Genomic DNA, 23,723 nt, shown 5'->3' with positions numbered 1-23,723 from the left:
TCATAGGTGCAGTCGGAGAGCCGCATGAAATCACACCGTTCCTTTTATCGAGCACTTGCGATCGGCGCCCCTGCCCCTTTTCAGAGCATGCCCGTTGCGCTGGAGCGGATGATCCATTTTGTCCCGCCTCATATGGAGAAGGTACGCGCCAAGGTTCCGCAGCTCATCAAGCAAGTGGACGTGATCCTTGGAAACCTTGAGGACGCGATCCCCCTGGATGCGAAGCAGGCTGCCAGACAGGGCTTTATTCAACTCGCAAACGACAACGACTTCGGATCAACCGGCCTTTGGGTGCGCATCAACTCTCTGGAAAGCCCATGGGTGCTTGATGATCTTATGGAGATTGTTCCGGCCTGCGGTGAGAAGCTGGATGTGATCATGCTGCCCAAGGTAAATGGTCCCTGGGACATCCACTATCTGGACCAATTGCTGGCGCAGCTGGAGGCCAAGGCAGCGATCTCCCGGCCCATCCGCATCCATGCCATTTTGGAAACGGCAGAGGGCGTCAACAATGTGTCCGCCATTGCTGAGGCCAGCCCCCGTATGCAGGGCATCAGCCTTGGACCTGCAGACCTTGCCGCCTCGCGGGGCATGAAAACGACTCGCGTCGGCGGTGGCCATCCGGATTACAAGGTACTTGCAGATGATGCTGGCGATGCACCGCGCGCCAGCTACCAGCAGGACCTCTGGCACTATACCCTCGCCAAAATGGTGGATGCTTGCATGGCGGCTGGCATCAAGGCGTTTTACGGCCCCTTTGGCGACTTCTCGGACCCAGCCGCATGTGAGGCCCAGTTCCGCAACGCCTTTCTTATGGGCTGTGCCGGTACATGGACGCTGCATCCGAGCCAGATCGACATCGCAAAACGCGTATTTTCCCCTGAGCCGGAAGAAGTTGCCATGGCGCGGCGCATCCTGGCGGCCATGCCGGATGGCTCAGGAGCTGTGATGATTGATGGGAAGATGCAGGATGATGCCACGTGGAAGCAGGCTAAGGTGCTGGATGATTTGGCAAAACTGGTGGCCGATAAAGACCCTGAATATGCAAAGTTCTATCAGGTTGAGTGATGGAAACTAAGTCAACAAGGGACTTGTGACTTGACTTTCACGGCTCCCCATGACTTTTAGAGCGCCCTGAAGTCCATGAATATGCATGGGCGAAGAAATGGGATTGTGATGGAGAAGATAAGAACGGCAAAGTTTCGCATTGGTCAGGTGGTACGCCATCGGCTCTACCCGTTCCGGGGTATTGTGTTTGATGTGGACCCGACCTTTGACAATACCGAAGAATGGTACGATTCCATTCCGGAAGATGTCAGACCAAGCAAGGATCAGCCGTTTTATCACCTTCTCGCCGAAAACTCCGAGACCGAGTATATCGCGTATGTTTCGGAGCAGAATTTGGAAAGCGATGAGAGCGGCGAACCTGTGCGCCATCCTCAGATCGACGAGATTTTTGATGAAGCAGAAGACGGCAGCTACATCCCGAGGGACGTAGAGATCCACTAAAGCTCGGTCTTCAACATCTACAATAAACGCAAAACGCCGCCCCAATCGGAGCGGCGTTTTTTGTTCAACGTTGTCTCAACAACAACTTAGTTGTTTGCTGCTTCGCTCGCCTTGCGCTGCTGTTCGATCAGGCGCTGACGTGCTTCTTCCGCGCGCTTTTGCAGTTCGGACTGAAGCTGCTCTTGCTTGCGCTGCAGTTCTTCCGGCTTGATTGCCTCACCGTCGTAAACGCGGGTGAAACCAGAAAGCGTCATGTCAAACGGACGTGGCTTGCCCTGCTGGTTCAGCGTCGTGATGACCAGCTTGTTGCCGCGCTTCATGGAACCGATGAATGCGTCGTCGATCACGAGTTCAGCGATACACGCATTCGGGAAACAGATGGTGTATTTGGCTTCGGTCGGGTTTGCAGCATCGATCTGAACACGCAGGCCAGGCTGGATCAGCATTCCTGGAGGAACTGCCAGGTGCAGAAGCTTGCGGCTTTCGCCGGTCACTTCGCGCACAACTGCCTGAGCAAGGAACTGGCCAGTGTCGGTACGCAGTTCCTGGGTAATGAGGCAAAATTCCTTCTTAGAGTTCGGATCAGTGTTACACACCTTTACCCAAGCATCATCAGGCTGAGCCTGTGCGGACGCAGCAGTCGAAAAGCCGAGTGCCGCCACGACAGCCATTGCCCCACCAGCAACAATGCGCTTCAAATGATTGGCCATTCCAAATTCCCTCAATTGTTTGCGGCCGACCATAACTGAAGACAGTGCATGTCGGCGACCTGTAAATCTGTGAGACAAGCTCTCTTCCACCACATAAACACAGCGGCTGATTGCGCCAGTGCACCCGCTTGAAGGGTTCAGAGTAAACACCAAAGCACGAAGAGGAATGCCATTTAGCCCCTGTTTAAACATGTCCACGGCAAATTTCTAGGCATAGAATACCCGTGAATGGGGGCTTTTCCAAAGGTCGGTAGGCTGGCGTTGTGACAGAATCATATTAAACATAATTCCTAAACAGTTCCCTAGGAGAAATCTGAATGGTCTCTTTCTGCAGTTCCCCAAGCGCTGTCTCCACCAAAAGGCTGCGCTTTATGCTTACTGCATTTCTCGGCATGGCCTTGGCCGCCCCCTTGAGCGTGAGCGCCCCCGCCTTCGCCGATGAGACCGTTCCATGGGGTCACGGAATTTCCATGCACGGAAAACCCGCGCTCCCGGAAGGGTTTACACACTTTCCTTATGCCAATCCCGATGCGCCCAAGGGTGGCCGTATCCGGCTTGGTGTTCAGGGTACCTTCGACAGCTTGAACCAGTTCATCCTGAAAGGGGCCTGGACCTCTGCGCGCGGCATGAAAGAGCGCCAGATGGGGCAGAACATTTTTGAAAGCCTTCTCATAAGATCTAATGATGAAGCGTTCACGCTTTATGGCCATCTGGCCGAAGCCGTACGGATGCCAGACGAGAGAAATTGGATAGAATTTCGCCTGAATCCAGCCGCCAAATTCTCCAATGACAAGCCTGTGACTGTGGAAGATGTGGAGTTCTCACTGAAGATCATGAGTGAGAAAGGACGCCCGCCATTCAAAGGCTGGTACAGCCGCATCACGGAGTTTGAACGTACCGGAGAACGCTCCATCAAGTTGCACTTCGCCGATGGTAAGGATCGCGAACTGCCCCTCTTGATTGCTTTGGCTCCGATCTTCTCCAAAAGCGATACGAATCCAGACACCTTTGACCAAAGCACCTTGGTGCCTCCGGTCGGCTCGGGCCCCTATACCTTTAAAGAAGTCGATCCCGGCCGCCGCGTGGTTTATGAGCGTGATCCTGACTACTGGGCTAAAGACCTGCCTGTAAAAGTCGGCTTTGACAATTTCGACGTGATCTCCATCGACTACTTCCGCGACAGCAATGCCTTGTTGGAGGCATTCAAGAAAGGCGATGTGGAAGCTTTGCAGATTGGGAACCCAGCCACCTGGGAGACCGGTTTCGACTTTCCAGCATTCAACGAAGGGCGGGTCGTCAAAGACGTCTTTGAAAAAGGAACCCCAGCCCCAATGCTGGGCCTCGCCTTCAACACCCGTCGTCCGCAGTTTCAAGACAAGCGCGTCCGGCAGGCGCTGGGTATGCTCGTTGATTTCGACTTCATCAATCGCACGCTCTTCCGCGGTCTCTACCAGCGCACGGCGGGCTATTGGGACAATTCCGAGCTGTCTTCCATTGGCCAGCCGGCCAGTGCACAAGAACGCCATCTCCTTGTTGAGTTTGAAGGCGCGGTTGATAGCGATGTAATGGATGGAACTTGGCGTCCCTCTCAGGCGGATGGTTCTGGCCGCGATCGCGCGGTACTTAGAGGCGCGCTTTCTCTGCTGCAAGAAGCCGGATACAAGCTGCAGGACCGCAAACTGGTAAACGCCGAAACAGGAGAGCCTCTTTCCTTCGAAATTCTCGTTCGTACTCAAGATGAAGAACGTGTGGCGCTGACCCTGCAACGCACCATGAAACTGGTTGGTGTGGATATGCAGGTTCGCTCCGTTGATGCCTCTCAGTTCGAGGAGCGCCGCTTCAACTTTGATTTCGACATGCTGTTCAACAGTTGGTCCGCTTCCCTGTCACCGGGCGGTGAACAATATGCCCGGTGGTCGTCTGAAGCTGCAGACATCAAAGGTTCGCGCAATATTGTTGGGGCAAAAGAACCTGCACTGGATGCTTTGATTGACGCCATGGTCGCGGCCCGCAGCCGTGAAGACTTCGTTGCCGCTGTTCGCGCCATGGACCGTGTGCTCATTTCCGGTGCTTATGCTATACCTCTTTACCACGTTCCCAATGAATGGGTGGGCCGCTGGACCACGCTGGAACACCCGGAAAAGAGCCCGACCTATGGTCATCAATACGACAATTGGTGGTCAGCCACCGCTTCTCAATAAGGGTCACTGACGGGGGCAACATGATCCTTTGTAGCGAAGAGACGATCGCGCAATACACCACCAGCGGTGTCTGGGGCTCGGTAACCTTGGATGCGCTGGTGAAACGCGCCGCGCAGACAAACCCGCACCAATTGGCACTGGTGGACGCGCCGGACCGCGCCCAATGGACCGGCGGCAAGCCGCGCAAATTGACGTTCAAGCAGGCAGAAGAAGAGATCAATCGCATTGCGGCGTTTTTCTCTGCCGTGGGGCTGGAACCCGACAAGGTGATCGGCATTCAAGCGCCCAACACAGTTGACACGGTGCTGACCATGCTGGGCGCATGGCGGGCCGGTTTGATTGTGTCCCCCTTCCCGCTGCACTGGCGTCACCGGGAAATCCTTCAGGCTTTGAGCACGGTGGGCGCTAAGGCTTTCATCACCGCTGACCGTATTGAAGCGCGTTTCCTCGGCGAAGATGCGCGAGATGCCGCTGCGGATTATTTCTCGCTGAAGTTTGTATTTGGCCTTGGCAGTTCCGTTCCAGATGGGGTGCTGGAGTTGGCCCCGCTCGTGCAGCAGTACGCGGAGGCTGCAGAAACAGTTGGGCGCAGCGCGGACAAGAACGCCGCCAACCACATCGCCACACTTACCTGGATCCAGACCAAACATGGTCCGGCACCTGTACCTCGAAGCCACAACCACTGGATCTCGGCGGGATTGATGCCATTTCTGGAGGCGCGGCTGAAGACCAAGGCCAATCTGGTCGTGCCCTTTGTGGCCTGTGGCATGACTGGAATCGGCGCAGGGCTGGTTCCCTGGCTTTTGAGCGAAGGAACCTTGCACCTTCATCACCCGATTGCCCTTCACAGCCTCACCGACCATGCCAGAACGGTGGACGCGGATTATGTTCTGGTGCCAGGGGCGCTGGCCCCGCACATCGATGAAGCCTTGCAAGGCTGGAACACGGCCGTAACCGCTGTCTGGTCGCCGACCTCAACGCGCCCTGCCCGCTACAAGTCAAATGGCACCTTCATAGATCTTCATGTGCTGGAGGACTTTGGTTTTGTCGCCAAACTGCGCGGCACCAATGTTCTGCCAAACAAATTGGAACTTGGAAACGTGCATGCGCCTTCCGGCAACATCCATGGCCCGGTGCTCATGTCTTTGGATACGCTGGATAACGGGGATGAAACCCTAATCACTTTGCAGGGGGCCATGGTGCCGAGCGCCAACTGGCCGGACGCGGAAACCTGCCTTGAACTCACCGAAAGTGGTTGTACGCAAACCAATCTTCCCGTTCAGATCGCAAACGGTGCGATTTCCGATTTTGGCCGTACCGGGACGATTGCACCTGATTCCTCTGAATTGCCACACCTTGATATGATCTACAGTGCATTCCCGGGGGTAAGCGAAGCGGCTGCTTTTCTGGTAGAAGATGAGGTACTGGGTGCCCGTTTAATGGTCGCAGTCGTGCCCAGCGAGGGTGCAACGGTAGATGTGGACGCATTCTATGCGTATCTGGATGCAGAACGCGTCAGCTTGGCGATGCTGCCCCACCGCATCTTCTCATTGCGCTCGCTGCCACGCTCGGAAGCGGGTGAAGTCGATAGAACAAGATTGGCACGCCGCTCTCAGCCAAGAGAGAAAACCGCGGTGGCCTGAGAGGACATATGACCCATCTGAGCTCCGTAAATCTGCAAGTAGAAGAGACCAGCAGCTTCGGGAAGATCCTGCTCCTGTCTCCCGTCAAGACGCACGTTCTTGACATGCTGGCACCGCTTGCGGAGCTTTCAGACCGGCTCACCATCATCCGCAGTCTTTCAGCGCTTCAGGATGAACTTGATCATGCTGCGCCGTTGCCGGTCTGCGTCATCCTGCCGTGGTCGGTGGCAAACCCACCAGAGCTGACGGAAATGGCCGCGTATCTGAAGGGATACAGACGCAACCAGCATGTTGAAGTGCCGTTGGTCATCATAACCTCAGGCAACGCGCAGGTGCCGCTCAACATGAAGGCCAGTGCGTGCTTTAGTGATGCCATTCCCCCAAGCGTATTGATCCCCCGCCTTGCCATGGTTCGGCGAATGGCCTTGCGCTCGGAAGAAGCGCGTTTGCGCCGCCGCTTGCTGGGAACACAGATCGCCTCGGAAACCTTCAGCGACATTGATGACAAGCCCACCCTGCTGCTTGCCGGGATGGGCGGGCATTTTGCGCTGGTACAGAGCCTGACTGACCGCAAGGCAGAAGTGATTGCAACCTTTACCGCTGACATGACACTGGAGTTCCTCGGACAGCGGAGCTTTGAGGCACTGATGCTGGATGGGCCTCTTTGGGAAAGCTGCGATACAATTTCGCGCCTGAGAGCTGACCCGCGCTTTTACAGCTTGCCCACCCTTGCCTATGCCTCGAACCGAGAGGATGCGGAAACTTTGTACGCAGCAGGCGCTACGGACGTGCTGGTGGGCAACATGGCCGATCCGGCTGTCTATGGGCATCTGATGTCAGCTCTGCGCGCAGGACGGCGCCAGCGCCTCTCCAACGGAATTTTGACGGCATCCAGCAAGCTGCTCTCACGGGGGCAGTCCAATGGATTGTTGGATGAGCAGATCTATCTCGATTACCTGGAGATGCTCAAGGACTCCACTGGTCGACGCGGCGAGTCCGTATTTGAGCTGGACCTTCTCGATTTGATTGGCCGTTTTACGGCTCACGACGATTCACTGATGTCTCGTAATAGAGACGCTTGGACAGGGACAGTTCTTTCTATCGCAATGGCCGTGTGCCGGGATGAGGACTTTGTCGCCAATGTCGAAAACCGGGGGCCGATCGCGCTTTTGCGCACCAAAAAGGGCATGGACCAGCTTTCCAGCCGCATCATGATGATGGTACGCACAACAGGTCTTGGTAACTGACCATAGGCGTCCCCGGCCACTCAACGAGAGCATAAAGATGTTTGGACCTGTTCCCCTCAAAGTCAGCGTGATTTCAGACGTGATGTGCCCTTGGTGCTACATCGGAAAACGGCGCTTTGAAAAGGCGCTGGCATTGGTGCCGGACATCAAAGTTGAAACCACATGGCTTCCGTTTCAGCTCGACAGTACGCTGCCAGCGGAAGGCAAAGACCGTCAGCTTTACCTATCAGAGAAATTCGGCGGGGCGGAGCAAGCCAAGGAAGTCTATTCCCGGATCGAGGCCGCAGGCCAGCAGGAAGAAATTCCATTTGCCTTCGACAAGATCACCAAGTCCCCCAACACCTTGAACGGACATCGCCTCATCCTGTGGGCTCAAGAAAACGACCGGCAGGAAGAGATGGTGGAAGCTCTGTTTCAGGCCTTCTTTATCGACGGAAAAGATTTGAGCCGTATCGACACGTTATCTGAGATTGCTGGGGATGCAGGCCTTGAGACTGAGGCGATCCGTCGAAGACTGGAAAGCGATGAAGACCTCGCCAATGTCAGTGCCGCTGTTGAGCAAGCTTCAGTGATGGGTGTTACTGGGGTGCCGTTCTTCGTGGTTGACAACCGGTTTGGCATTTCCGGGGCCGAGCAACCCGAAACCATCGCTGCAGCGCTGATGCATGCAGACCAGACCCGGTCCTTGAGCTGAAGACGCGGGACAGCGCCATGCGACGCCTTTTTGTTGCTGTTCTACGCCCAAAGATTCTCCTCATTCTCTATGTGGCATTTCCCTTTGCCATCTGGCTTGGCTGTGTGGCCATCATGATCTTGGTTGGAAATTTCACAGATTGCATGGTGCACGAGGGCTTTCCCAATCCATGCATGATCGCGGGGGTGGACGTGGGCGACACCCTCTACTCTATTGGCATGATAGCCGCTTGGGGGCTGCTGATGGTGCCTTTGTTCTTTGGCTACACGGCCCTGCCCTTCGCTCTTGTTTGCGGACTGGTGTGGTGGGTTCGCAAGAGCTTTGACTAAGCGCCATGAGGCTAAATCCAGACAACAAAAAAGCCGGGTCGAAACCCGGCTTTTCGTTTGGTCTGGATACGCTCCGAACCGATTACTTGCGCAGGATTGAACGGCCTGCGTAGATGCCCATTGTGCCGAGCTCTTCTTCGATGCGAATGAGCTGGTTGTACTTTGCCATACGGTCAGAACGGGACATGGAACCGGTCTTGATCTGGCCGCAGTTGAAAGCAACAGCGAGGTCAGCAATGGTGTTGTCTTCGGTTTCACCGGAACGGTGAGACATGACGGAGGTGTAGGATGCGCGGTGCGCCATTTCTACAGCTTCCATGGTCTCGGTCAGGGAACCGATCTGGTTCACTTTCACGAGGATGGAGTTTGCAGTGTCGTTTGCGATACCGCGAGCCAGGCGCTCAGAGTTGGTCACGAACAGATCGTCGCCAACCAGCTGGCACTTGTCGCCGATTGCTGCTGTGAGAGCCTTCCAGCCGTCCCAGTCTTCTTCAGCCATACCATCTTCGATGGAGAATACTGGGTACTTGCTGACGAGGTCTTCGAGGTAACGAACCATTTCGTCGGAACCCAGAACCTTGCCTTCACCCTTCAGGTTGTACTTGCCATCCTTGTAGAACTCGGTGGAAGCAGCGTCGAAAGCGAGCATTACGTCGTCGCCTGGGGTGTAACCAGCAGTTTCGATTGCCTTCAGAACAAAGCTGATGGCTTCGTCGGTGGAACCGATGCCTGGAGCAAAGCCACCTTCGTCACCAACGTTGGTGTTGTGACCAGCAGCAGACAGGCCCTTCTTCAGGGTGTGGAAGATCTCTGCGCCCATGCGCACGCCTTCACGAAGGGAAGAAGCGCCAACAGGCATGATCATGAATTCTTGGAAATCGATTGGGTTGTCAGCGTGCTCACCGCCATTGATGATGTTCATCATTGGAACTGGCAGAGTGCGTGCGCCGAAACCACCGATGTAGCGGTATAGTGGCAGGCCGGAAGCTTCGGCCGCAGCCTTGGCAACAGCCAGAGAAACGCCGAGGATCGCGTTTGCGCCCAAGCGGCCCTTGTTGTCGGTGCCGTCGAGTTCGATCATTGCGCGGTCAACTTTGATCTGATCTTCAGCATCCATGCCGCCAACAGCGTCAAACAGTTCGCCGTTTACAGCTTCTACTGCGTCCTCAACACCCTTGCCGAGGTAACGCTCGCCGCCATCGCGGCGTTCTACAGCTTCAAAAGCACCGGTAGAGGCACCAGACGGAACAGCCGCCCGGCCAAAAGAGCCGTCTTCCAGAAGGACGTCGACTTCTACAGTCGGGTTACCACGACTGTCGAGGATTTCGCGGCCGATAATATCGATGATAGCAGTCATCTAAAACTCCAGTGTACTGGTCGAGTGAGGAATTTTGGCTCGCTGCGCTTGTACCCGAGGTCCGACTAAAGTTAAAGAGCCGAACCTCACAACCTGAGAGCAAATGGACATTCACCGCTGATTTTTTTGTTGCACGCGGTGGATATGTCCATGACGGTACGTAATTACCCCGAAACCCTTTCGAAATCAAAGAGTAAAACTACGTGCCTTTGTGATCTTGTCGTACTCCTGAAGCCAAGAAAGAAGCTCTTTCAATCGGTTCAAAGGAATCATGTTCGGTCCGTCAGAGGACTTGGTGTTGTCCGGATCGTCATGGGTTTCAATGAAGAGACCACCAATGCCGACGGAGACAGCTGCACGGGCCAAGGTGGCGACAAATTCGCGCTGACCACCTGAGGAACCACCGAGGCCACCAGGCTGCTGCACGGAGTGCGTCGCATCAAAAACCACTGGAGAGCCCATGGCCGCCATGATTGGCAGCGCGCGCATGTCAGAAACCAGTGTGTTGTAGCCAAAGGTGGCGCCGCGTTCACACAACAGGACGTTCGAGTTGCCACTCTCCACGAGCTTGGTCTGAACGTTTTTCATGTCCCAAGGGGCAAGAAACTGACCTTTTTTCACGTTGATGGCCCGACCGGTCTGAGCCGCTGCTACGAGCAGATCGGTCTGTCGGCATAGATAAGCTGGGATCTGGAGAATATCGCAGACTTCGGCAGCAGGCGCACAGTGGGTGGATTCATGAACATCGGTGATCACAGGAAGGCCAAAGGTCTCCTTGATTTCCGCAAAGACTTCCAGACCCTTTGCCATGCCAATACCACGAGACGCAGAAAGGCTGGTGCGGTTTGCCTTGTCATAGGAAGCCTTGAACACATACCCAATGCCCAGCTCGTCGGTGATCTCCTTTACCGCCTGAGCCATCTCCATGGCGTGATTACGGCTTTCCAGCTGGCAAGGACCAGCAATCAAGGCAAATGGGGCGGAGTTGGAGAATTTTGCATTTCCAACAATGACTTCAGAATTAGGCTGGGTCACGGCTTCAGGCTCCTAAGCGTAGAATCGTCTGTAGTTCTGGTAGAGGCAGAATATGGAAAAAACAAGGGGCAGCACATGCCGCCCCTTTTGATCCAAGGATAACCGTGTTTTCTGCAGTTAAATGTGCCACTCCAGTGCACGCTCCAGAACGCCATTTTCTTCCAAACGATCAATAATCTCATCAGCAATGTCTTCTGGTGTCCGTCCCACGGTGCTGACGCGAATTTCCGGGTTTTCCGGCGCTTCGTAAGGACTGTCGATTCCCGTAAAGTTCTGGATTTCTCCTGCCTTTGCCTTGGCGTAAAGGCCTTTGGGATCGCGTTTTGCGCAGTCTTCCAGCGGCGTATCTACATGGATCTCGTAGAACTCCCCTGCTTCCACCAAAGACCGCGCCAGCTGGCGTTCCGATCGGAACGGTGAGATAAAAGACACCAGCGTAATCAGCCCAGCATCCACGAAGAGTTTTGCCGTTTCGGCCACCCGGCGGATGTTTTCCACCCGATCAGCCTCTGTAAAGCCGAGGTCCTTGTTCAGGCCATGACGAATGTTGTCGCCGTCAAGAACATACGTGTGCTTCGCGCGCTCGCTCAGTTTCAGTTCAAGCGCATTCGCAATCGTGGATTTGCCAGACCCAGACAGGCCCGTAAACCACAGGAGGGCCGGACGCTGGTTCTTTAACGATGCGCGCTCCGCCTTGTTGATGTCGAGCGCTTGTCGGTGCACGTTGGTTGCGCGCCGAAGGCCGAACCACACCATTCCCGCTGCAACGGTTTCGTTGCTCATGCGGTCAATCAAGATGAAGCTGCCCGTCTCCTTGTTGGCCTCGTAGGGATCAAACGCCACCGGATGAGACAAAGCCACGTTACAAAACGCGATCTCATTGAGTTCCAGCTGCTTGCCTGCAAGGTGTTTGAAGGTGTTGACGTCAATCTTGTGTTTGATCTCGGTGACCTGGGCTGAAACCGTTCGCCCGGCAATCTTGAGCAGGTATGGTCGCCCTGGATACATGGGCTGTTCGGACATCCAGATCACATGGCTTGCAAACTGATCGGAGACATCCGGCCGATTATTGGCGGGTGCCAGCACATCACCACGTGAAATGTCGATCTCGTCCTTCAAGGTGACCGTTACAGCCTGCCCTGACGGCGCTTCGCTGAGCTCCCCATCCATGGTCACCAGCTTGTCGACGACCGTGGTCTTTCCGGAGTTTGCCACGACGATCTCGTCACCCACCCGCATGGGACCGCCAGTCACTGTTCCTGAAAAGCCTCGAAAATTGAGGTTCGGGCGATTGACCCACTGGACAGGAAGCCGGAAGGGCCCGCCCTCCTCTTCCTTTTCAGCCTCAACGGTTTCCAGGTGTTCGAGCAGGGTCGGTCCGTTGAACCATGAAAGCTTGTCACTGCGCTGCGTGACATTGTCGCCAAAACGGGCAGAAAGAGGAATGGCCACCGCGCTGTCAAAGTCAAAGCTCTCCGCAAACTGGTCGAACTCCGCGCGGACTTCCTCAAAACGCTCTTGGCTGTAGTCAACAAGGTCAATCTTGTTGAGGGCCAGAACCACGTGTCGTACCCCGAGAAGAGAAGCAATAAACGCATGGCGTTTGGTCTGTGTGAGAATGCCCTTGCGCGCATCAACCAACAGCACGGCAAGATCGGCGGTAGAGGCGCCCGTTGCCATGTTCCGGGTGTATTGCTCGTGGCCCGGAGTGTCGGCAACGATGAACTTGCGCTTGTCCGTTGCAAAGAACCGATAAGCAACATCAATGGTGATGCCCTGCTCTCGCTCTGCTTCCAGACCGTCAACCAGTAGCGCCAGATCCATCTCTTCGCCAACGGTGCCGTGGCGCTTGCTGTCGCGCTCAAGAGCAGAGAGCTGATCCTCAAAAATTAACTTCGTGTCGAATAGCAAGCGCCCGATGAGAGTGGACTTGCCATCATCCACACTGCCGCAGGTCAAAAAACGCAAGAGCCCCTTGTCTTCTTGAGAGGAAATATACTCCGCAAAGTCTTCCGCCTTGATGTCCGGATTAATGTTCATCAGAAATACCCATCCCGCTTCTTTTTTTCCATCGAGGCCGCATCGTCATGGTCAATAAGGCGCCCGTGACGCTCGGAGGTCCGAGCAATAAGCATCTCGCGAACCACTTCAGGAAGTGTGGTGGCTTCTGATTCAATTGCCGCGGTGAGCGGATAACAGCCAAGGGTTCTGAACCGAACCATCTTCTCGTCTATCTGTTCACCCGGCTCCAAGCGGAAGCGCTCGTCATCAACCATGATCAGCAATCCGCCCCGGTTCACCACCGGACGTCTTGCCGCCAGATAAAGGGGAACAATGTCGATTTCCTCGGCAAGAATGTACTGCCAGATATCAAGTTCGGTCCAATTGGAGAGCGGAAATGCTCGAATGGACTCGCCCGGCTTGACCCGAGCGTTGTAATTGTTCCATAGCTCCGGACGCTGGTTTTTGGGGTCCCACGAATGGGAGGATGTGCGGAAAGAAAAAACTCGTTCCTTGGCGCGCGACTTTTCCTCATCACGCCGGGCCCCACCGAAGGCTGCATCGAACCCATGTTCAGTAAGAGCCGCCTTCAGCGTCTCGGTCTTCATCACATGGGTGTAGTTTGAGGAGCCATGATCAAACGGATTGATGCCCTGCCGTACACCTTCCTCATTGGTGTGCACGATAAGTTCCAAACCGTACTTTTCCGCAATCGTATCGCGGAAGCTTATCATTTCTCGAAACTTCCAGGTGGTGTCTACATGGAGCAAGGGAAACGGCGGTTTGGACGGATAAAACGCCTTGAGCGCCAAATGCAGCATGACGGCGGAATCCTTGCCGATGGAATACAGCATGACAGGATTCCGGCACTCCGCCGCAACCTCGCGAATGATTTGAATACTCTCATTCTCAAGACGCTTTAAATGCGAGGATGGATTAATCGGCATCAAATTCTCCGGATAAAACCGTAAAGGTCAGTCGTTGCACTGAAAGCTAGACGGTTTTTCCAGAGATGCCGAAGTCTACCAGCCTGACTTCAAGCTGAACCGGGAAATAATTTGCTCATCACCAACAGCAATGAAAAATGGATTTTCGAAGGCTCGCTGATTTGTCTCATCGCGCTTGTTGTAAAGCAAAGGCCCGCCGCCGGAGACGATTGTCGCGCCACCGGCTGCCGTTAGAACCGCCTGCCCAGCAGCGGTATCCCATTCCATTGTGGGACTTAGGCGCGGGTAAAAGTCAGCGGCTCCTTCAGCCAATCTGCAGAACTTCAGAGACGAGCCTGCGGCCATCACCTCGACATTACCGAGGCGGTCGATCAGGGACTGAGTTTCTGGTGTGCGATGAGAACGGCTTGCCAGCACAACAACATTATTCTCATCAAGGCCACGCGAGCGAATGGGTTTCGTTGAAACGATCTTGTTGTTCTCAACTGTCGCCTTGAATGCCCCATTGTGGCAGTCGCCCCAATAGAGTTCTCCCAGCGCTGGCGCATATACGACGCCTGCGATGGCGACACCGCCCTCAATCAAGCCGATGTTGACCGTGAACTCGCCATTCTTCTTGATGAACTCTTTCGTGCCATCAATTGGGTCGACGATGACAAAGCGGTTGCAGGTTTCAGGAACCTTGCCCGCAGCGGTGCTTTCTTCGCCAATCACCGTCAGATCTGGAAAGGCCTCTCCAAGAATCTTGATGATGACATCTTCAGCAGCTTGGTCGGCTATGGTAACCGGTGAGCCATCCTCTTTGTCCTCCACCATAAAATCAGTCTCATAAATCTTCATGGCTTCTTGACCAGCGACCAAGGCGGCTTCTTTGAATTTCTCAATCATCTTCGAGATCCAACGGTATGGAGGAGTTATACTTAAGCCGGGCAACACTATTGAGCCCATATGACCGACGCGAGTCATTATTAGACAGGTTTCACAGCTTTCACCGGACGAAATGCCATGAAACAATTCAAAGCATTGACCAAGGGCAGCGGAAGCGCCTATCAAAACCGAGGTACATTAGTAACAATGAGGCCGATATGAGCAAAACAATTCGCAAAGCAGTTCTTCCCGTTGCAGGTCTTGGGACCCGCTTTTTGCCAGCCACCAAAGCTGTGCCGAAGGAGATGCTGACTGTCGTGGATCGGCCAATTGTTCAGTATGTTGTCGACGAAGCGCTTGCAGCGGGTATTGAGCACATCGTCTTCGTGACTGGCCGCAACAAGCACGTCATCGAAGACCACTTTGATATTGCATATGAGCTGGAAGAAACCCTGAGCAGCCGCGGCAAAAAGGCGGCTCTAGGCCTGCTGGAAGACATGCGGCCCGCAGCGGGCAGCACCAGCTTCACCCGTCAGCAGGAGCCTCTGGGTCTAGGACATGCGGTCTGGTGTGCACGTGAAATCATTGGCAACGAGCCGTTTGCCGTGCTTCTTCCAGATATGGTCATGAAGTCGGAAAAAGGCTGCCTGGCTCAGATGGTCGAAGCCTATGAAAAGAATGGCGGCAACGTGATTTCTGTCGAAGAAGTGCCATGGGATCAAACGCAGAATTACGGCATTATCGAGCGATCAGAACCCATGGCAGACGGCACGTTCAAAGTAACGGGTATGGTTGAAAAGCCCGCGCCAGGAACTGCGCCAAGCAATCTTTACATAAATGGCCGCTACATCTTGCAACCCGAGATCTTTGGCCTTTTGGAAAATCAGGCCACCGGTGCAGGAGGCGAGATCCAGCTAACGGACGCAATGCTCACGTTGATGGGCAAACAGGATTTCTTCGGCGTTGAGTATACCGGTGAGACCTATGACTGTGGCTCGAAAGCAGGCTTCCTCGCGGCGAATATTGCCTATGCAATGGACAATGAGGAGTTGGCCGCTGAAGTGCGCCCTCTCCTGGAAAAGCTGCTGAAAAACTAGGCGAAGCGCCTGCTACGAGATTGAGTTAGATGGAAAAGATCCTTGTGACGGGCACGGCGGGTTTCATTGGCAACGCCGTGGCCCTGAGGTTGCTCGAATTGGGCTATCACGTCATTGGTCTTGACGCGGTAACCGACTACTACGATGTCAATCTGAAAGAGAACCGTCTCAAAAGGCTTCAAGGATCTAACCATTTCGAAGAAAGCCGTGTTTACCTGCAAGACCGAGATGCTGTCATGAAGGTCTTCGTCGAGGCAAAGCCAGACTACGTGATCCATCTGGCAGCTCAGGCGGGTGTAAGATATTCATTAGAAGAACCTCAAAGTTACGTAGACTCAAACGTAACCGGCTTCCTGAATATCCTTGAAGGCGCGCGCGCTCACCCCGTCAAGCATCTCGTTTACGCATCCACGTCGTCCGTGTTCGGTCTCGACAAGGACATGCCGTTGTCACCCCACAAAGGTGGCAACCATCCTGTGTCATTCTACGCTGCTACAAAAAAAGCGAATGAAGCGATGGCGCATTCTTATGCGCATCTGTTTTCCATTCCGTGCACGGGCCTGCGCTTCTTCACCGTCTATGGGCCTTGGGGGCGGCCGGACATGGCGCTCTTCAAGTTCACAAAAGCCATTCTGGAAGACAAACCAGTGCCGCTTTTCAATGGCGGTAACATGGTGCGAGACTTCACTTACATCGACGATATTGTAGAGGGCATTGTTCGCGTCAGCTTCGTTCCACCGCAGGCGGATGCCGAGTGGGATGCGGTTGCAGCCGACCCAGCAACAAGCAGCGCGCCCTATCGCATCTGCAACATTGGCAACAACGAACCTGTTGAGCTCCTCACCTATCTTGCAGCTATAGAGAAGGCTCTGGGCAAAACGGCAAAACGCGAACTCTTGCCTTTCCAGCCGGGCGATGTAGCTGCTACCTGGGCAGACGTAACAGATCTTATTGACATCACTGGGTTTAAACCCCAGACCAGTGTTGAAGACGGCGTCGCCGCCTTTGTGAAGTGGTACCGCGAATACTACGGCGTTTAAAAGCCGTCAGAGGAATTCAATGTCTTTGACAGTCTCAGTTGTTGGGCTTGGCTATGTGGGCCTGCCTGTTGCAAGCGCATTTGCAAACAAGGGTTTCTCGACCATCGGGTTTGACATCAATGAAGCACGCATAGCTTCCCTGAAAGCAGGTCATGATGTCACCGGATCTGTTGAACCATCCAGCCTTGCAAACAACCATCTGCAACTGACAGCAAACCCTGAAGACCTGAAGCGCGCGCACATTCACATTGTCGCCGTGCCAACCCCCGTCGATCAGGCAAAGCGGCCAGATCTCAAACCATTGGAAAAAGCAGCTGAAACTGTCGGCAGCCAAATGAAGCGCGGCGACATTGTCGTATTTGAGTCGACCGTTTTTCCCGGCGCAACCGAAGAAATTGCAGTGCCCATTCTTGAGGCGCAAAGCGGGCTCAAGTTCAAAGTTGACTTTGAGGTTGGCTACTCCCCTGAGCGCATTAATCCGGGCGACACTGAGCATACTTTTGAAAGCATTCTCAAGATCGTTTCAGCCTCCTCTGAAGCAGCTCTGAACACCTTGAGTGAGCTGTACGGCACAGTTGTTACCGCTGGCATTCACAGGGCACCGAGCATTCGGGTTGCAGAGGCAGCCAAGGTCATCGAGAACACACAGCGCGACTTGAACATTGCGCTCATGAATGAACTTGCCATGCTTTTCAATAGTATGGGCATTGATACCCGTGATGTGCTTGAAGGCGCTGGGACAAAATGGAACTTCCTGCCTTTCAAGCCGGGCCTTGTGGGTGGCCACTGCATTGGCGTCGATCCCTACTATTTGACGCACAAAGCCTACGAGCTGGGTTTTTCACCGCAGGTGATATTGGCGGGCCGCGGCACCAATGAAGCCATGAGCCGGTTCGTGGCGGGTGAGATCATTCAAGGGTGTGTGCGCCTGGGCCGCCAGATGCCGCCGAGTATTACGGTTCTGGGTATCACCTACAAGGCGGACGTACCCGATACGCGCAACTCAAAGGTGGTCGATCTGGTGCGCGAGCTGCAAAAGTTTGGCGCAGACGTGCAGATCATCGATCCTCTCGCAGATCCTGCAGAAGTTCAGGAGGAGTACGGCTTGGCGCTAACACCGGCATCAGAAGCAGTTCCAGCTGATGCCGTCGTGCTTGCCGTTCCGCACAGCCTTCTTCTGAACAAGGAAACCGCTTGGGCGTCCGTTTTACCCTTCTCGGCAGACGGGCGCGTGTTTGTTGCAGATCTGCACGACAAACTTTGCCGCGAAGAAAAGCCCGATCAAGTGGAGTTGTGGCGTTTGTGATGACGCCCTGCGTTCTCTGACTGCATTCTTCTCTTGGGTCTCTAGCCTCACGCCCTATGTTACGTTAGGGTATATGGCATAAAAACAGGGACCGAAGAGATGCGCCACACCGTACTTGCGCTTCTGCTTATCCTCGCAGGCATCACCGCGCACCCCATCAAGGCACAGGCCGACGAGCTAACCGCTGGCAAGCAAATCAAGTCAATCATACTTGAGCAGATCGAAGCGCTCAAACGCAGCGATGCAGCCAAGGCCTACAGCTACGCAGCAAGCGCCATCAAGGCACAGTTTCCGTCACCACGCGACTTCATCGAGATGGTACGCGCAGGGTATCAGCCACTGTTGACCGCTCAAGATATTGGTTTTGGACGAACTGTCGAAACCGATGGCACTCTGTTTCAAGAGGTTTGGCTGAGCGACACCGACGGTGAGTCCTGGCTCGGCATTTACAAGCTGAACCAGCAGCAAGATGGCATTTGGAAGATCAACGGCGTGATGCTGCAAAAAAGGCAGTCAACCGCAAGCTGACTGCCTTCATGAGGCCTAGGACCAGACATAGGGCTCGATGTCTCCTCGAGCCCAATCTTCCTTGGTTTTCTGACGGAATTCTTCAAAGGTACCTGTATCAATTGCATCGCGAATGCCCTGCATGAGATACTGGTAGTAAGCCAGATTGTTCCAAGTCAGGAGCATTGCAGCAAGGCCCTCATTCACACGGACCAGATGGTGCAGGTAAGCGCGTGAATACTCACGCGTGGCAGGGCAACTTGAGGCCTCGTCCAGCGGGCGCGGATCCTCTGAATGGCGTGCGTTTTTCAGATTCACCTTGCCGAAGCGTGTGTACGCCAGGCCATGCCGACCAGCGCGCGTTGGCATCACACAATCGAACTGATCAATCCCGCGGGCGACGCTTTCCAAAATGTCCTCTGGCGTGCCCACGCCCATCAGGTAGCGTGGCTTGTCAACCGGCATGACCGGAGTAGTGACCTCCAGCATTTTGAGCATGACTTCCTGAGGTTCACCAACGGCCAGACCGCCAACGGAGTAGCCTTCGAACGGCATGTCACCCAGTGCTTTGGCAGACTGAACACGCAGTTCGGGATTGTCGCCGCCTTGAACGATGCCGTAGAGACCCTGCCCCTTTTCAGGTCCACCCATTTTTTCAAACTGAGTGCGAGAGCGCTCTGCCCAACGGAGGGACAGCTGCATGGCTTCCTCGATCTCGCTGCGCTCGGCAGGCAATGCAATGCACTGGTCAAGCTGCATCTGAATGTCAGCGCCAAGCAGCCCCTGAATTTCGATGGACCTCTCAGGGCTCATCTCATGAACGGAGCCATCATGATGAGATCGGAAGGTAACCCCCTCCTCGCTCATCTTGCGGAGCTGAGCCAATGACATCACCTGAAAGCCACCGGAGTCCGTCAAGATCGTATGCGGCCAATTCATGAACTTGTGCAGACCGCCGAGCTTTGCAACACGCTCAGCCGTTGGTCGCAACATCAAGTGATAGGTGTTGCCCAAAATAACATCGGCGCCAAGATCGCGGACCTGTTCCGGGTACATGGCTTTAACCGTTGCTTGCGTTCCAACCGGCATGAAAGCCGGCGTGCGGACAACACCATGTGGCGTGTTGATTTCACCACGGCGGGCACCGCCATCTGTCTTTAGCAGCTTGAAGGAAAACCGCGCTTGGGTTTGTTCACTCATTAATCACCTTTGGGAAACAGGAGAGAGCTGTCGCCATAACTGTAGAACCGATAGCCGTTTTCGATGGCAAACGTGTATGCGGCGCGCATCTCATCCATGCCGGAGAACGCGCTCACCAGCATGAACAGCGTAGACTTCGGCAAATGAAAGTTGGTCATCAGGCCATCAATCGCCTTGAACTTGTAGCCTGGTGTGATGAAGATATCTGTGCTGCCAGAAATCGGCTTGATGACCTTGTCATCGCCCGTTGCGCTCTCAAGAATGCGAAGCGATGTGGTGCCAACGGCAACCACTTTATTTCCTCGAGCGCGAATTTCATTGAGCTTCTGGGCGGTCTCTTCAGAGATCTCACCCCATTCATGATGCATTTTGTGATCTTCAGTCTTGTCTACTTTGACAGGAAGAAACGTACCTGCCCCCACATGAAGGGTCACAAAGTGGCTTTCGATGCCGCGTTTTTTCAGAGCATCAAACAGGCGATCGGTGAAATGCAGCCCTGCCGTTGGTGCCGCCACAGCACCTTTGTGCTCAGCATAGACTGTCTGATAATCTTCCCGGTCCTGCGCATCCTCCGCTCGCTTTGAAGCGATGTAAGGCGGCAATGGGATATGGCCAACTTCCGCGATGGCCGCGTCCAACTCACCGGCGCTCTTGTCAAAGCGCAGCAAAAGATCTCCAGCCTCGGATTTCTCGCAGATGAGAGCGGAGAGCTTTAGCTCACCTTCACCATCATCATTGCCATAAAACTTGACCGTATCGTCCAGTCTGAGCTTCTTCGCAGGCTTCACAAAGGCACGCCATTCATTGGCACTCACCTTCTGGTGCAAAGTCACGCCTACCTTGGCCCGAACTCCGTCTCGGTCCCTGAAGCCCAATAGCTGAGCTGGGATTACCTTGGTGTTGTTGAAGACCAGTGCATCGCCAGGTTCCAAAAGGTCTGGCAGTGACAGCACGGCACTGTCCTCAAGAAGCTGATCGGCTCCCGGACGCACCACAAGCATGCGGGAAGCATCCCGCGGTTTTACAGGCCGCAGTGCGATGTTTTCCGTGGGAAGGTCAAAATCAAAATCGTCTACGCGCATTAGTCGCCTTGTTCAGGGCTAAACGTCCGGCACACTTTGAAAGATCGCCAGACGCGTGTTGATTTGTTCTCTGTTGGAAATGTTTGAGGTGAGCCGCTGTCACCAGCCCAAACCCCAAGAACGGTGTGGGGTTTAGCGTGGAATAAGCCATATGGTCAACAGGAACCGGAGTGCACCTTCCAAAAACAAAGGCGGCAGCCTTTTGAAGGGCCACCGCCTCTGAAGAAACTAACTGCAATCCGCCGAATTAGGCGTCAGCAGCAACCTTTACAGAAACCATCTTGTCAGGGTTCTGGACTGGTTCGCCGCGCTTGATCTTGTCGACGTTTTCCATGCCTTCGATGACCTGACCCCAAACGGTATACTGGCCATCAAGCCAAGAGGCATCTTCAAAGCAGATGAAGAACTGGCTGTCAGCAGAGTTTGGATCCATTGCGCGTGCCATGGAGCAAGTTCCGCGAACGTGCTTTTCGTTGGAGAATTCAGCAGCCAGCTTCTTGCCGGAACCGCCCGTGCCGGTGCCGTTTGGATCGCCAGTCTGAGCCATGAAGCCATCGATCACACGGTGGAAGACGATGCCGTCGTAAAAGCCGTCACGCACCAGTTCCTTGATGCGAGCCACGTGTGTTGGTGCCAAGTCTGGGCGCATCTCGATGACAACATTACCCTGTGTTGTTTCCATCAGCAGGGTGTTTTCTGGATCTTTAATGTCAGCCACGGGCTATTCCTTGAGTTCCTGTGAAAATTTACGGTGCACCACTTAGCCCTTATTGGGCATCAGCCGCAACCTGCATCTTGATGATTTTATCCGGGTTTTGGACAGGTTCCCCACGCTTGATCTTGTCAACGTGTTCCATGCCGGAGATGACCTCACCAAAAACGGTGTATTGGCCGTTAAGGAAGGCACCATCCGCGAACATGATGAAGAACTGAGAGTTTGCACTGTTCGGATTGGAGGCGCGCGCCATGCCGAGTGTCCCGCGCTTGAATGGCTCTTGAGAAAACTCTGCCTTCAGGTCTGGCAGATCGGAACCACCACGACCGGTGCCGGTCGGGTCGCCAGTTTGAGCCATGAAACCATCAATCACACGGTGAAAGACGATGCCGTCGTAAAAGCCATCGCGGGTCAGCTGTTTAATGCGTTCAACGTGCATTGGAGCAAGATCTGGCCGCAGCTGAATTTCAACGCGTCCGTCCTTCAGGTCCAGATAAAGAGTGTTTTCCAGATCCTGAGAAAATGCTGCCGAAGTTCCAAAGAGCGATGCGAACATCACGGCAATTACAGCAAATAAGCGAGCCACTGTTGGTTCCTTCTTTTGGGTAAAGCTGAATTGATACGCGGTTATTAGGAAAAGCGTGCCTGAAGACGACCAACCACGCATTTCGGGACGAAGGGCGCATAGTCGCCGCCCATTTTCGCGATTTGACGAACCAATGTGGCCGTTATGGGCCGCATTGGCGGTGAACTGGGCAAGAACACGGTTTTGACTTCAGGTGCCAATGTTCCGTTCATGCCTGCCATCTGCATTTCGTAATTGAGATCTGTGGAGTCTCTAAGGCCGCGAACCAGGATCTTGGAGCCGTACTCTTTGGCGGCCTCAATCACCAGGCCGGTGAATGAGATACAGCGGATGCGCTTTGCCTCGACATCGCCAAAGGCCTCATTGCAAGCTTCATCAATCATTGCCACGCGATCTTCAAAGCTGAAAAGAGGCTCTTTTCCGGGATGAATGCCAATTGCCACAATCACTTCATCGGCCAGACTAAGTGACTGCTCCAATATATCCAGATGGCCAAAGGTCATTGGGTCAAATGATCCCGGATAAAGTGCAATTCGCTTCATATCTGCCAGCCCTGTTTTTGGATGGTTCGGCCCGAACCCTTGGGCTGGACCTTAACAATCAATGCCTACGGAAAACAACAGGGGAACCAACCGGAAATTGTGCGAAGAACCACTTTCTTAAAAGAAGGCTTTTTGTGACGGCTATCACAGCACTTGATCGGGATTTCAATATTATCACAGTCAAGCGAACTTTAGAGGTGCTGGACAAAAATAGCCCCCCAAAACAACAAGTGTCCGGCAACATCCCCCATCTAAGTGCTGCCAAGACTGCCCCTGTCTTTCAGCACTTCCTCTAAACGGAGCCTAGGAGTTTGCATGTGACCGGCGCCCCCCGGTTTTGCAGATTGCTCCGATCAAAAGACCAATATGTTGATGTCATTGAGCAAATCATTCCTGGCCCGATATCAACATAACGACAAAACCCCCGACACAACGGGGTTGGTAAAGAGATTTCTCTGCTGCCAAGCAGGGTCCTAATCCTCAAAAAAACCTCTCTATTTGTCTTGCGGGGCCCTCACGGGCCCCGCTCCCCTTATGTGCAAAGGATGTGTGTTGCAAATCGTTTGCGCACCACGGCTTGTGTTTTCTGCGCAACATTGTCCGACTCTCGTTTCCTGTAGAAATAGGTAGCAGAGCAATACTGCGCATAAACCCCTAGTATGAGCGCATGGCCATAAAAAAGGGCCAACAGCCAGCCCCAGTAGAGCTGGAAGACCGCACAGGGGCCGGCACCCGATAAACAACAGGGGGTGACATGGCATACGCGCACGTTCCACACCAAACGATCCCGTGCATCAGGGAGCGAACACCCGCTCTCTTAACTGCTTTGGTTCTTTCAACACTCGCGTTCAGCGCCCTGCCCGGCAAAGCTGAAGAGCAGAGCAAGACGACACCGGTCAACAGTGACATAGTCCTTTGCGCAACCAGCAGCACGTTAAAGCAGGACCGGTATGTTGAGGCGATAACACAGCCGATACCGGGAAGTTTTGTTGAGGAAACCCGCGTGGAAGCACAGCAGCTTTCCATTCTGGCACAAGCTCAACAGAACGGTTGATCCTACGAAAACGGGGCCCGATAGGCCCCGTAATCTGTCATAAATCAAAGCAGT

23 protein-coding genes are annotated in these 23,723 nt (G+C 54.3%); 12 read left to right on the top strand and 11 right to left on the bottom strand.

Features of this window, described 5'->3' with window-relative positions:
* Positions 1-24: 24 nt before the first annotated feature.
* Together PUV47_RS02575 and hspQ are read left to right on the top strand one after the other, a co-directional pair.
* Positions 25-1,068 (top strand): HpcH/HpaI aldolase/citrate lyase family protein, encoded by a 1,044-nt coding sequence (locus tag PUV47_RS02575; RefSeq protein WP_274216884.1) that lies wholly within the window; start codon positions 25-27, stop codon positions 1,066-1,068.
* Between the two features lie 108 nt (positions 1,069-1,176).
* Complete coding sequence (hspQ, locus tag PUV47_RS02570) at positions 1,177-1,509, top strand: heat shock protein HspQ (protein ID WP_274216883.1); 333 nt, start codon at positions 1,177-1,179, stop codon at positions 1,507-1,509.
* An 86-nt stretch (positions 1,510-1,595) separates the two neighbouring features.
* On the opposite strand, the gene PUV47_RS02565 is transcribed toward hspQ, so the two are convergent.
* Positions 1,596-2,219 carry an invasion associated locus B family protein gene (locus tag PUV47_RS02565; RefSeq protein ID WP_274216882.1) on the bottom strand — a complete coding sequence of 208 codons (624 nt, stop codon included), beginning with the start codon at positions 2,217-2,219 and terminating at the stop codon, positions 1,596-1,598.
* A 371-nt stretch (positions 2,220-2,590) separates the two neighbouring features.
* On the opposite strand from PUV47_RS02565, the gene PUV47_RS02560 reads away from it, so the two are divergent.
* Genes PUV47_RS02560 through PUV47_RS02540 form a run of 5 tightly spaced genes read left to right on the top strand, consistent with a single transcriptional unit; the run spans position 2,591 to position 8,333 of the window.
* Complete coding sequence (locus PUV47_RS02560) at positions 2,591-4,420, top strand: extracellular solute-binding protein (RefSeq protein ID WP_274216881.1); 1,830 nt, start codon at positions 2,591-2,593, stop codon at positions 4,418-4,420.
* A 20-nt stretch (positions 4,421-4,440) separates the two neighbouring features.
* The gene (locus PUV47_RS02555) at positions 4,441-6,063 is read left to right on the top strand and encodes an AMP-binding protein (protein ID WP_274216880.1); all 1,623 of its coding nucleotides are present in this window, start codon (positions 4,441-4,443) and stop codon (positions 6,061-6,063) included.
* An 8-nt stretch (positions 6,064-6,071) separates the two neighbouring features.
* Positions 6,072-7,310: a DNA-binding response regulator gene (locus PUV47_RS02550; protein ID WP_274216879.1), complete on the top strand. Its 1,239-nt coding sequence runs from the start codon at positions 6,072-6,074 to the stop codon at positions 7,308-7,310.
* Between the two features lie 37 nt (positions 7,311-7,347).
* Entirely contained in the window at positions 7,348-8,004 is a 657-nt protein-coding gene (locus tag PUV47_RS02545) for a DsbA family oxidoreductase (protein ID WP_274216877.1), read from the top strand.
* Between the two features lie 17 nt (positions 8,005-8,021).
* On the top strand, positions 8,022-8,333 hold the full coding sequence (locus PUV47_RS02540; protein ID WP_274216875.1) for a hypothetical protein: 312 nt from the start codon (positions 8,022-8,024) through the stop codon (positions 8,331-8,333).
* An 82-nt stretch (positions 8,334-8,415) separates the two neighbouring features.
* Here PUV47_RS02540 and eno read toward each other — a convergent pair whose 3' ends face one another.
* From eno to cysQ, 5 genes are all read right to left on the bottom strand, one after another.
* The gene (gene eno, locus PUV47_RS02535) at positions 8,416-9,690 is read right to left on the bottom strand and encodes a phosphopyruvate hydratase (protein ID WP_274216874.1); all 1,275 of its coding nucleotides are present in this window, start codon (positions 9,688-9,690) and stop codon (positions 8,416-8,418) included.
* 186 nt (positions 9,691-9,876) lie between these two features.
* Positions 9,877-10,725, bottom strand: coding sequence for a 3-deoxy-8-phosphooctulonate synthase (gene kdsA, locus PUV47_RS02530; RefSeq protein WP_274216873.1), 849 nt, complete (start codon positions 10,723-10,725; stop codon positions 9,877-9,879).
* Between the two features lie 117 nt (positions 10,726-10,842).
* On the bottom strand, positions 10,843-12,765 hold the full coding sequence (cysN, locus tag PUV47_RS02525) for a sulfate adenylyltransferase subunit CysN (RefSeq protein ID WP_274216872.1): 1,923 nt from the start codon (positions 12,763-12,765) through the stop codon (positions 10,843-10,845).
* A complete protein-coding gene (gene cysD / locus PUV47_RS02520; protein WP_274216870.1) occupies positions 12,765-13,673 on the bottom strand; it encodes a sulfate adenylyltransferase subunit CysD in 909 nt (302 codons plus the stop codon). The genes cysN and cysD overlap by 1 nt, the downstream gene beginning before the upstream one ends.
* Positions 13,674-13,748: 75 nt before the next feature.
* Positions 13,749-14,561: a 3'(2'),5'-bisphosphate nucleotidase CysQ gene (gene cysQ / locus PUV47_RS02515; RefSeq protein ID WP_274216868.1), complete on the bottom strand. Its 813-nt coding sequence runs from the start codon at positions 14,559-14,561 to the stop codon at positions 13,749-13,751.
* Between the two features lie 197 nt (positions 14,562-14,758).
* On the opposite strand from cysQ, the gene galU reads away from it, so the two are divergent.
* The 4 genes from galU (at position 14,759) to PUV47_RS02495 (ending at position 18,511) form a co-directional block, all read left to right on the top strand.
* Entirely contained in the window at positions 14,759-15,637 is an 879-nt protein-coding gene (gene galU, locus PUV47_RS02510) for a UTP--glucose-1-phosphate uridylyltransferase GalU (protein ID WP_274216867.1), read from the top strand.
* A 29-nt stretch (positions 15,638-15,666) separates the two neighbouring features.
* Positions 15,667-16,677, top strand: a complete 1,011-nt coding sequence (locus tag PUV47_RS02505; RefSeq protein ID WP_274216866.1) for an NAD-dependent epimerase — start codon at positions 15,667-15,669, stop codon at positions 16,675-16,677.
* Between the two features lie 19 nt (positions 16,678-16,696).
* Positions 16,697-17,983, top strand: a complete 1,287-nt coding sequence (locus PUV47_RS02500; protein ID WP_274216865.1) for a nucleotide sugar dehydrogenase — start codon at positions 16,697-16,699, stop codon at positions 17,981-17,983.
* A 99-nt stretch (positions 17,984-18,082) separates the two neighbouring features.
* Positions 18,083-18,511: a DUF4864 domain-containing protein gene (locus PUV47_RS02495; RefSeq protein WP_274216864.1), complete on the top strand. Its 429-nt coding sequence runs from the start codon at positions 18,083-18,085 to the stop codon at positions 18,509-18,511.
* A 15-nt stretch (positions 18,512-18,526) separates the two neighbouring features.
* On the opposite strand, the gene tgt is transcribed toward PUV47_RS02495, so the two are convergent.
* The 5 genes from tgt to coaD form a co-directional block, all read right to left on the bottom strand.
* A complete protein-coding gene (tgt, locus tag PUV47_RS02490; RefSeq protein WP_274216863.1) occupies positions 18,527-19,690 on the bottom strand; it encodes a tRNA guanosine(34) transglycosylase Tgt in 1,164 nt (387 codons plus the stop codon).
* Positions 19,690-20,772, bottom strand: a complete 1,083-nt coding sequence (gene queA / locus PUV47_RS02485; RefSeq protein WP_274216862.1) for a tRNA preQ1(34) S-adenosylmethionine ribosyltransferase-isomerase QueA — start codon at positions 20,770-20,772, stop codon at positions 19,690-19,692. Before queA ends, tgt begins: the two co-directional genes overlap by 1 nt.
* A gap of 247 nt (positions 20,773-21,019) precedes the next feature.
* Positions 21,020-21,481 carry a peptidylprolyl isomerase gene (locus PUV47_RS02480; protein ID WP_274217413.1) on the bottom strand — a complete coding sequence of 154 codons (462 nt, stop codon included), beginning with the start codon at positions 21,479-21,481 and terminating at the stop codon, positions 21,020-21,022.
* Positions 21,482-21,539: 58 nt separating this feature from the next.
* Positions 21,540-22,043 (bottom strand): peptidylprolyl isomerase, encoded by a 504-nt coding sequence (locus PUV47_RS02475; protein ID WP_274217412.1) that lies wholly within the window; start codon positions 22,041-22,043, stop codon positions 21,540-21,542.
* Between the two features lie 74 nt (positions 22,044-22,117).
* Positions 22,118-22,615: a pantetheine-phosphate adenylyltransferase gene (coaD, locus tag PUV47_RS02470; RefSeq protein ID WP_274216861.1), complete on the bottom strand. Its 498-nt coding sequence runs from the start codon at positions 22,613-22,615 to the stop codon at positions 22,118-22,120.
* Between the two features lie 754 nt (positions 22,616-23,369).
* Here coaD and PUV47_RS02465 point away from each other — a divergent pair.
* Positions 23,370-23,669 (top strand): hypothetical protein, encoded by a 300-nt coding sequence (locus tag PUV47_RS02465; RefSeq protein WP_274216860.1) that lies wholly within the window; start codon positions 23,370-23,372, stop codon positions 23,667-23,669.
* Positions 23,670-23,723: the final 54 nt, after the last annotated feature.

The organism is Pseudovibrio exalbescens (assembly GCF_028737195.1).
Lineage (GTDB): Bacteria > Pseudomonadota > Alphaproteobacteria > Rhizobiales > Stappiaceae > Pseudovibrio > Pseudovibrio zosterae.
This window is presented reverse-complemented; position numbering and strand designations above follow the sequence as displayed.

Bases quoted from the DNA above. Each gene is read 5' to 3' on its own strand.
- PUV47_RS02575 (WP_274216884.1), top strand. From the start codon at position 25: ATGAAATCACACCGTTCCTTTTATCGAGCACTTGCGATCGGCGCCCCT.
- hspQ (WP_274216883.1), top strand. From the start codon at position 1,177: ATGGAGAAGATAAGAACGGCAAAGTTTCGCATTGGTCAGGTGGTACGC.
- PUV47_RS02565 (WP_274216882.1), bottom strand. From the start codon at position 2,219: ATGGCCAATCATTTGAAGCGCATTGTTGCTGGTGGGGCAATGGCTGTC.
- PUV47_RS02560 (WP_274216881.1), top strand. From the start codon at position 2,591: ATGCTTACTGCATTTCTCGGCATGGCCTTGGCCGCCCCCTTGAGCGTG.
- PUV47_RS02555 (WP_274216880.1), top strand. From the start codon at position 4,441: ATGATCCTTTGTAGCGAAGAGACGATCGCGCAATACACCACCAGCGGT.
- PUV47_RS02550 (WP_274216879.1), top strand. From the start codon at position 6,072: ATGACCCATCTGAGCTCCGTAAATCTGCAAGTAGAAGAGACCAGCAGC.
- PUV47_RS02545 (WP_274216877.1), top strand. From the start codon at position 7,348: ATGTTTGGACCTGTTCCCCTCAAAGTCAGCGTGATTTCAGACGTGATG.
- PUV47_RS02540 (WP_274216875.1), top strand. From the start codon at position 8,022: ATGCGACGCCTTTTTGTTGCTGTTCTACGCCCAAAGATTCTCCTCATT.
- eno (WP_274216874.1), bottom strand. From the start codon at position 9,690: ATGACTGCTATCATCGATATTATCGGCCGCGAAATCCTCGACAGTCGT.
- cysN (WP_274216872.1), bottom strand. From the start codon at position 12,765: ATGAACATTAATCCGGACATCAAGGCGGAAGACTTTGCGGAGTATATT.
- cysD (WP_274216870.1), bottom strand. From the start codon at position 13,673: ATGCCGATTAATCCATCCTCGCATTTAAAGCGTCTTGAGAATGAGAGT.
- cysQ (WP_274216868.1), bottom strand. From the start codon at position 14,561: ATGATTGAGAAATTCAAAGAAGCCGCCTTGGTCGCTGGTCAAGAAGCC.
- galU (WP_274216867.1), top strand. From the start codon at position 14,759: ATGAGCAAAACAATTCGCAAAGCAGTTCTTCCCGTTGCAGGTCTTGGG.
- PUV47_RS02505 (WP_274216866.1), top strand. From the start codon at position 15,667: ATGGAAAAGATCCTTGTGACGGGCACGGCGGGTTTCATTGGCAACGCC.
- PUV47_RS02500 (WP_274216865.1), top strand. From the start codon at position 16,697: ATGTCTTTGACAGTCTCAGTTGTTGGGCTTGGCTATGTGGGCCTGCCT.
- PUV47_RS02495 (WP_274216864.1), top strand. From the start codon at position 18,083: ATGCGCCACACCGTACTTGCGCTTCTGCTTATCCTCGCAGGCATCACC.
- tgt (WP_274216863.1), bottom strand. From the start codon at position 19,690: ATGAGTGAACAAACCCAAGCGCGGTTTTCCTTCAAGCTGCTAAAGACA.
- queA (WP_274216862.1), bottom strand. From the start codon at position 20,772: ATGCGCGTAGACGATTTTGATTTTGACCTTCCCACGGAAAACATCGCA.
- PUV47_RS02475 (WP_274217412.1), bottom strand. From the start codon at position 22,043: ATGTTCGCATCGCTCTTTGGAACTTCGGCAGCATTTTCTCAGGATCTG.
- coaD (WP_274216861.1), bottom strand. From the start codon at position 22,615: ATGAAGCGAATTGCACTTTATCCGGGATCATTTGACCCAATGACCTTT.
- PUV47_RS02465 (WP_274216860.1), top strand. From the start codon at position 23,370: ATGGCATACGCGCACGTTCCACACCAAACGATCCCGTGCATCAGGGAG.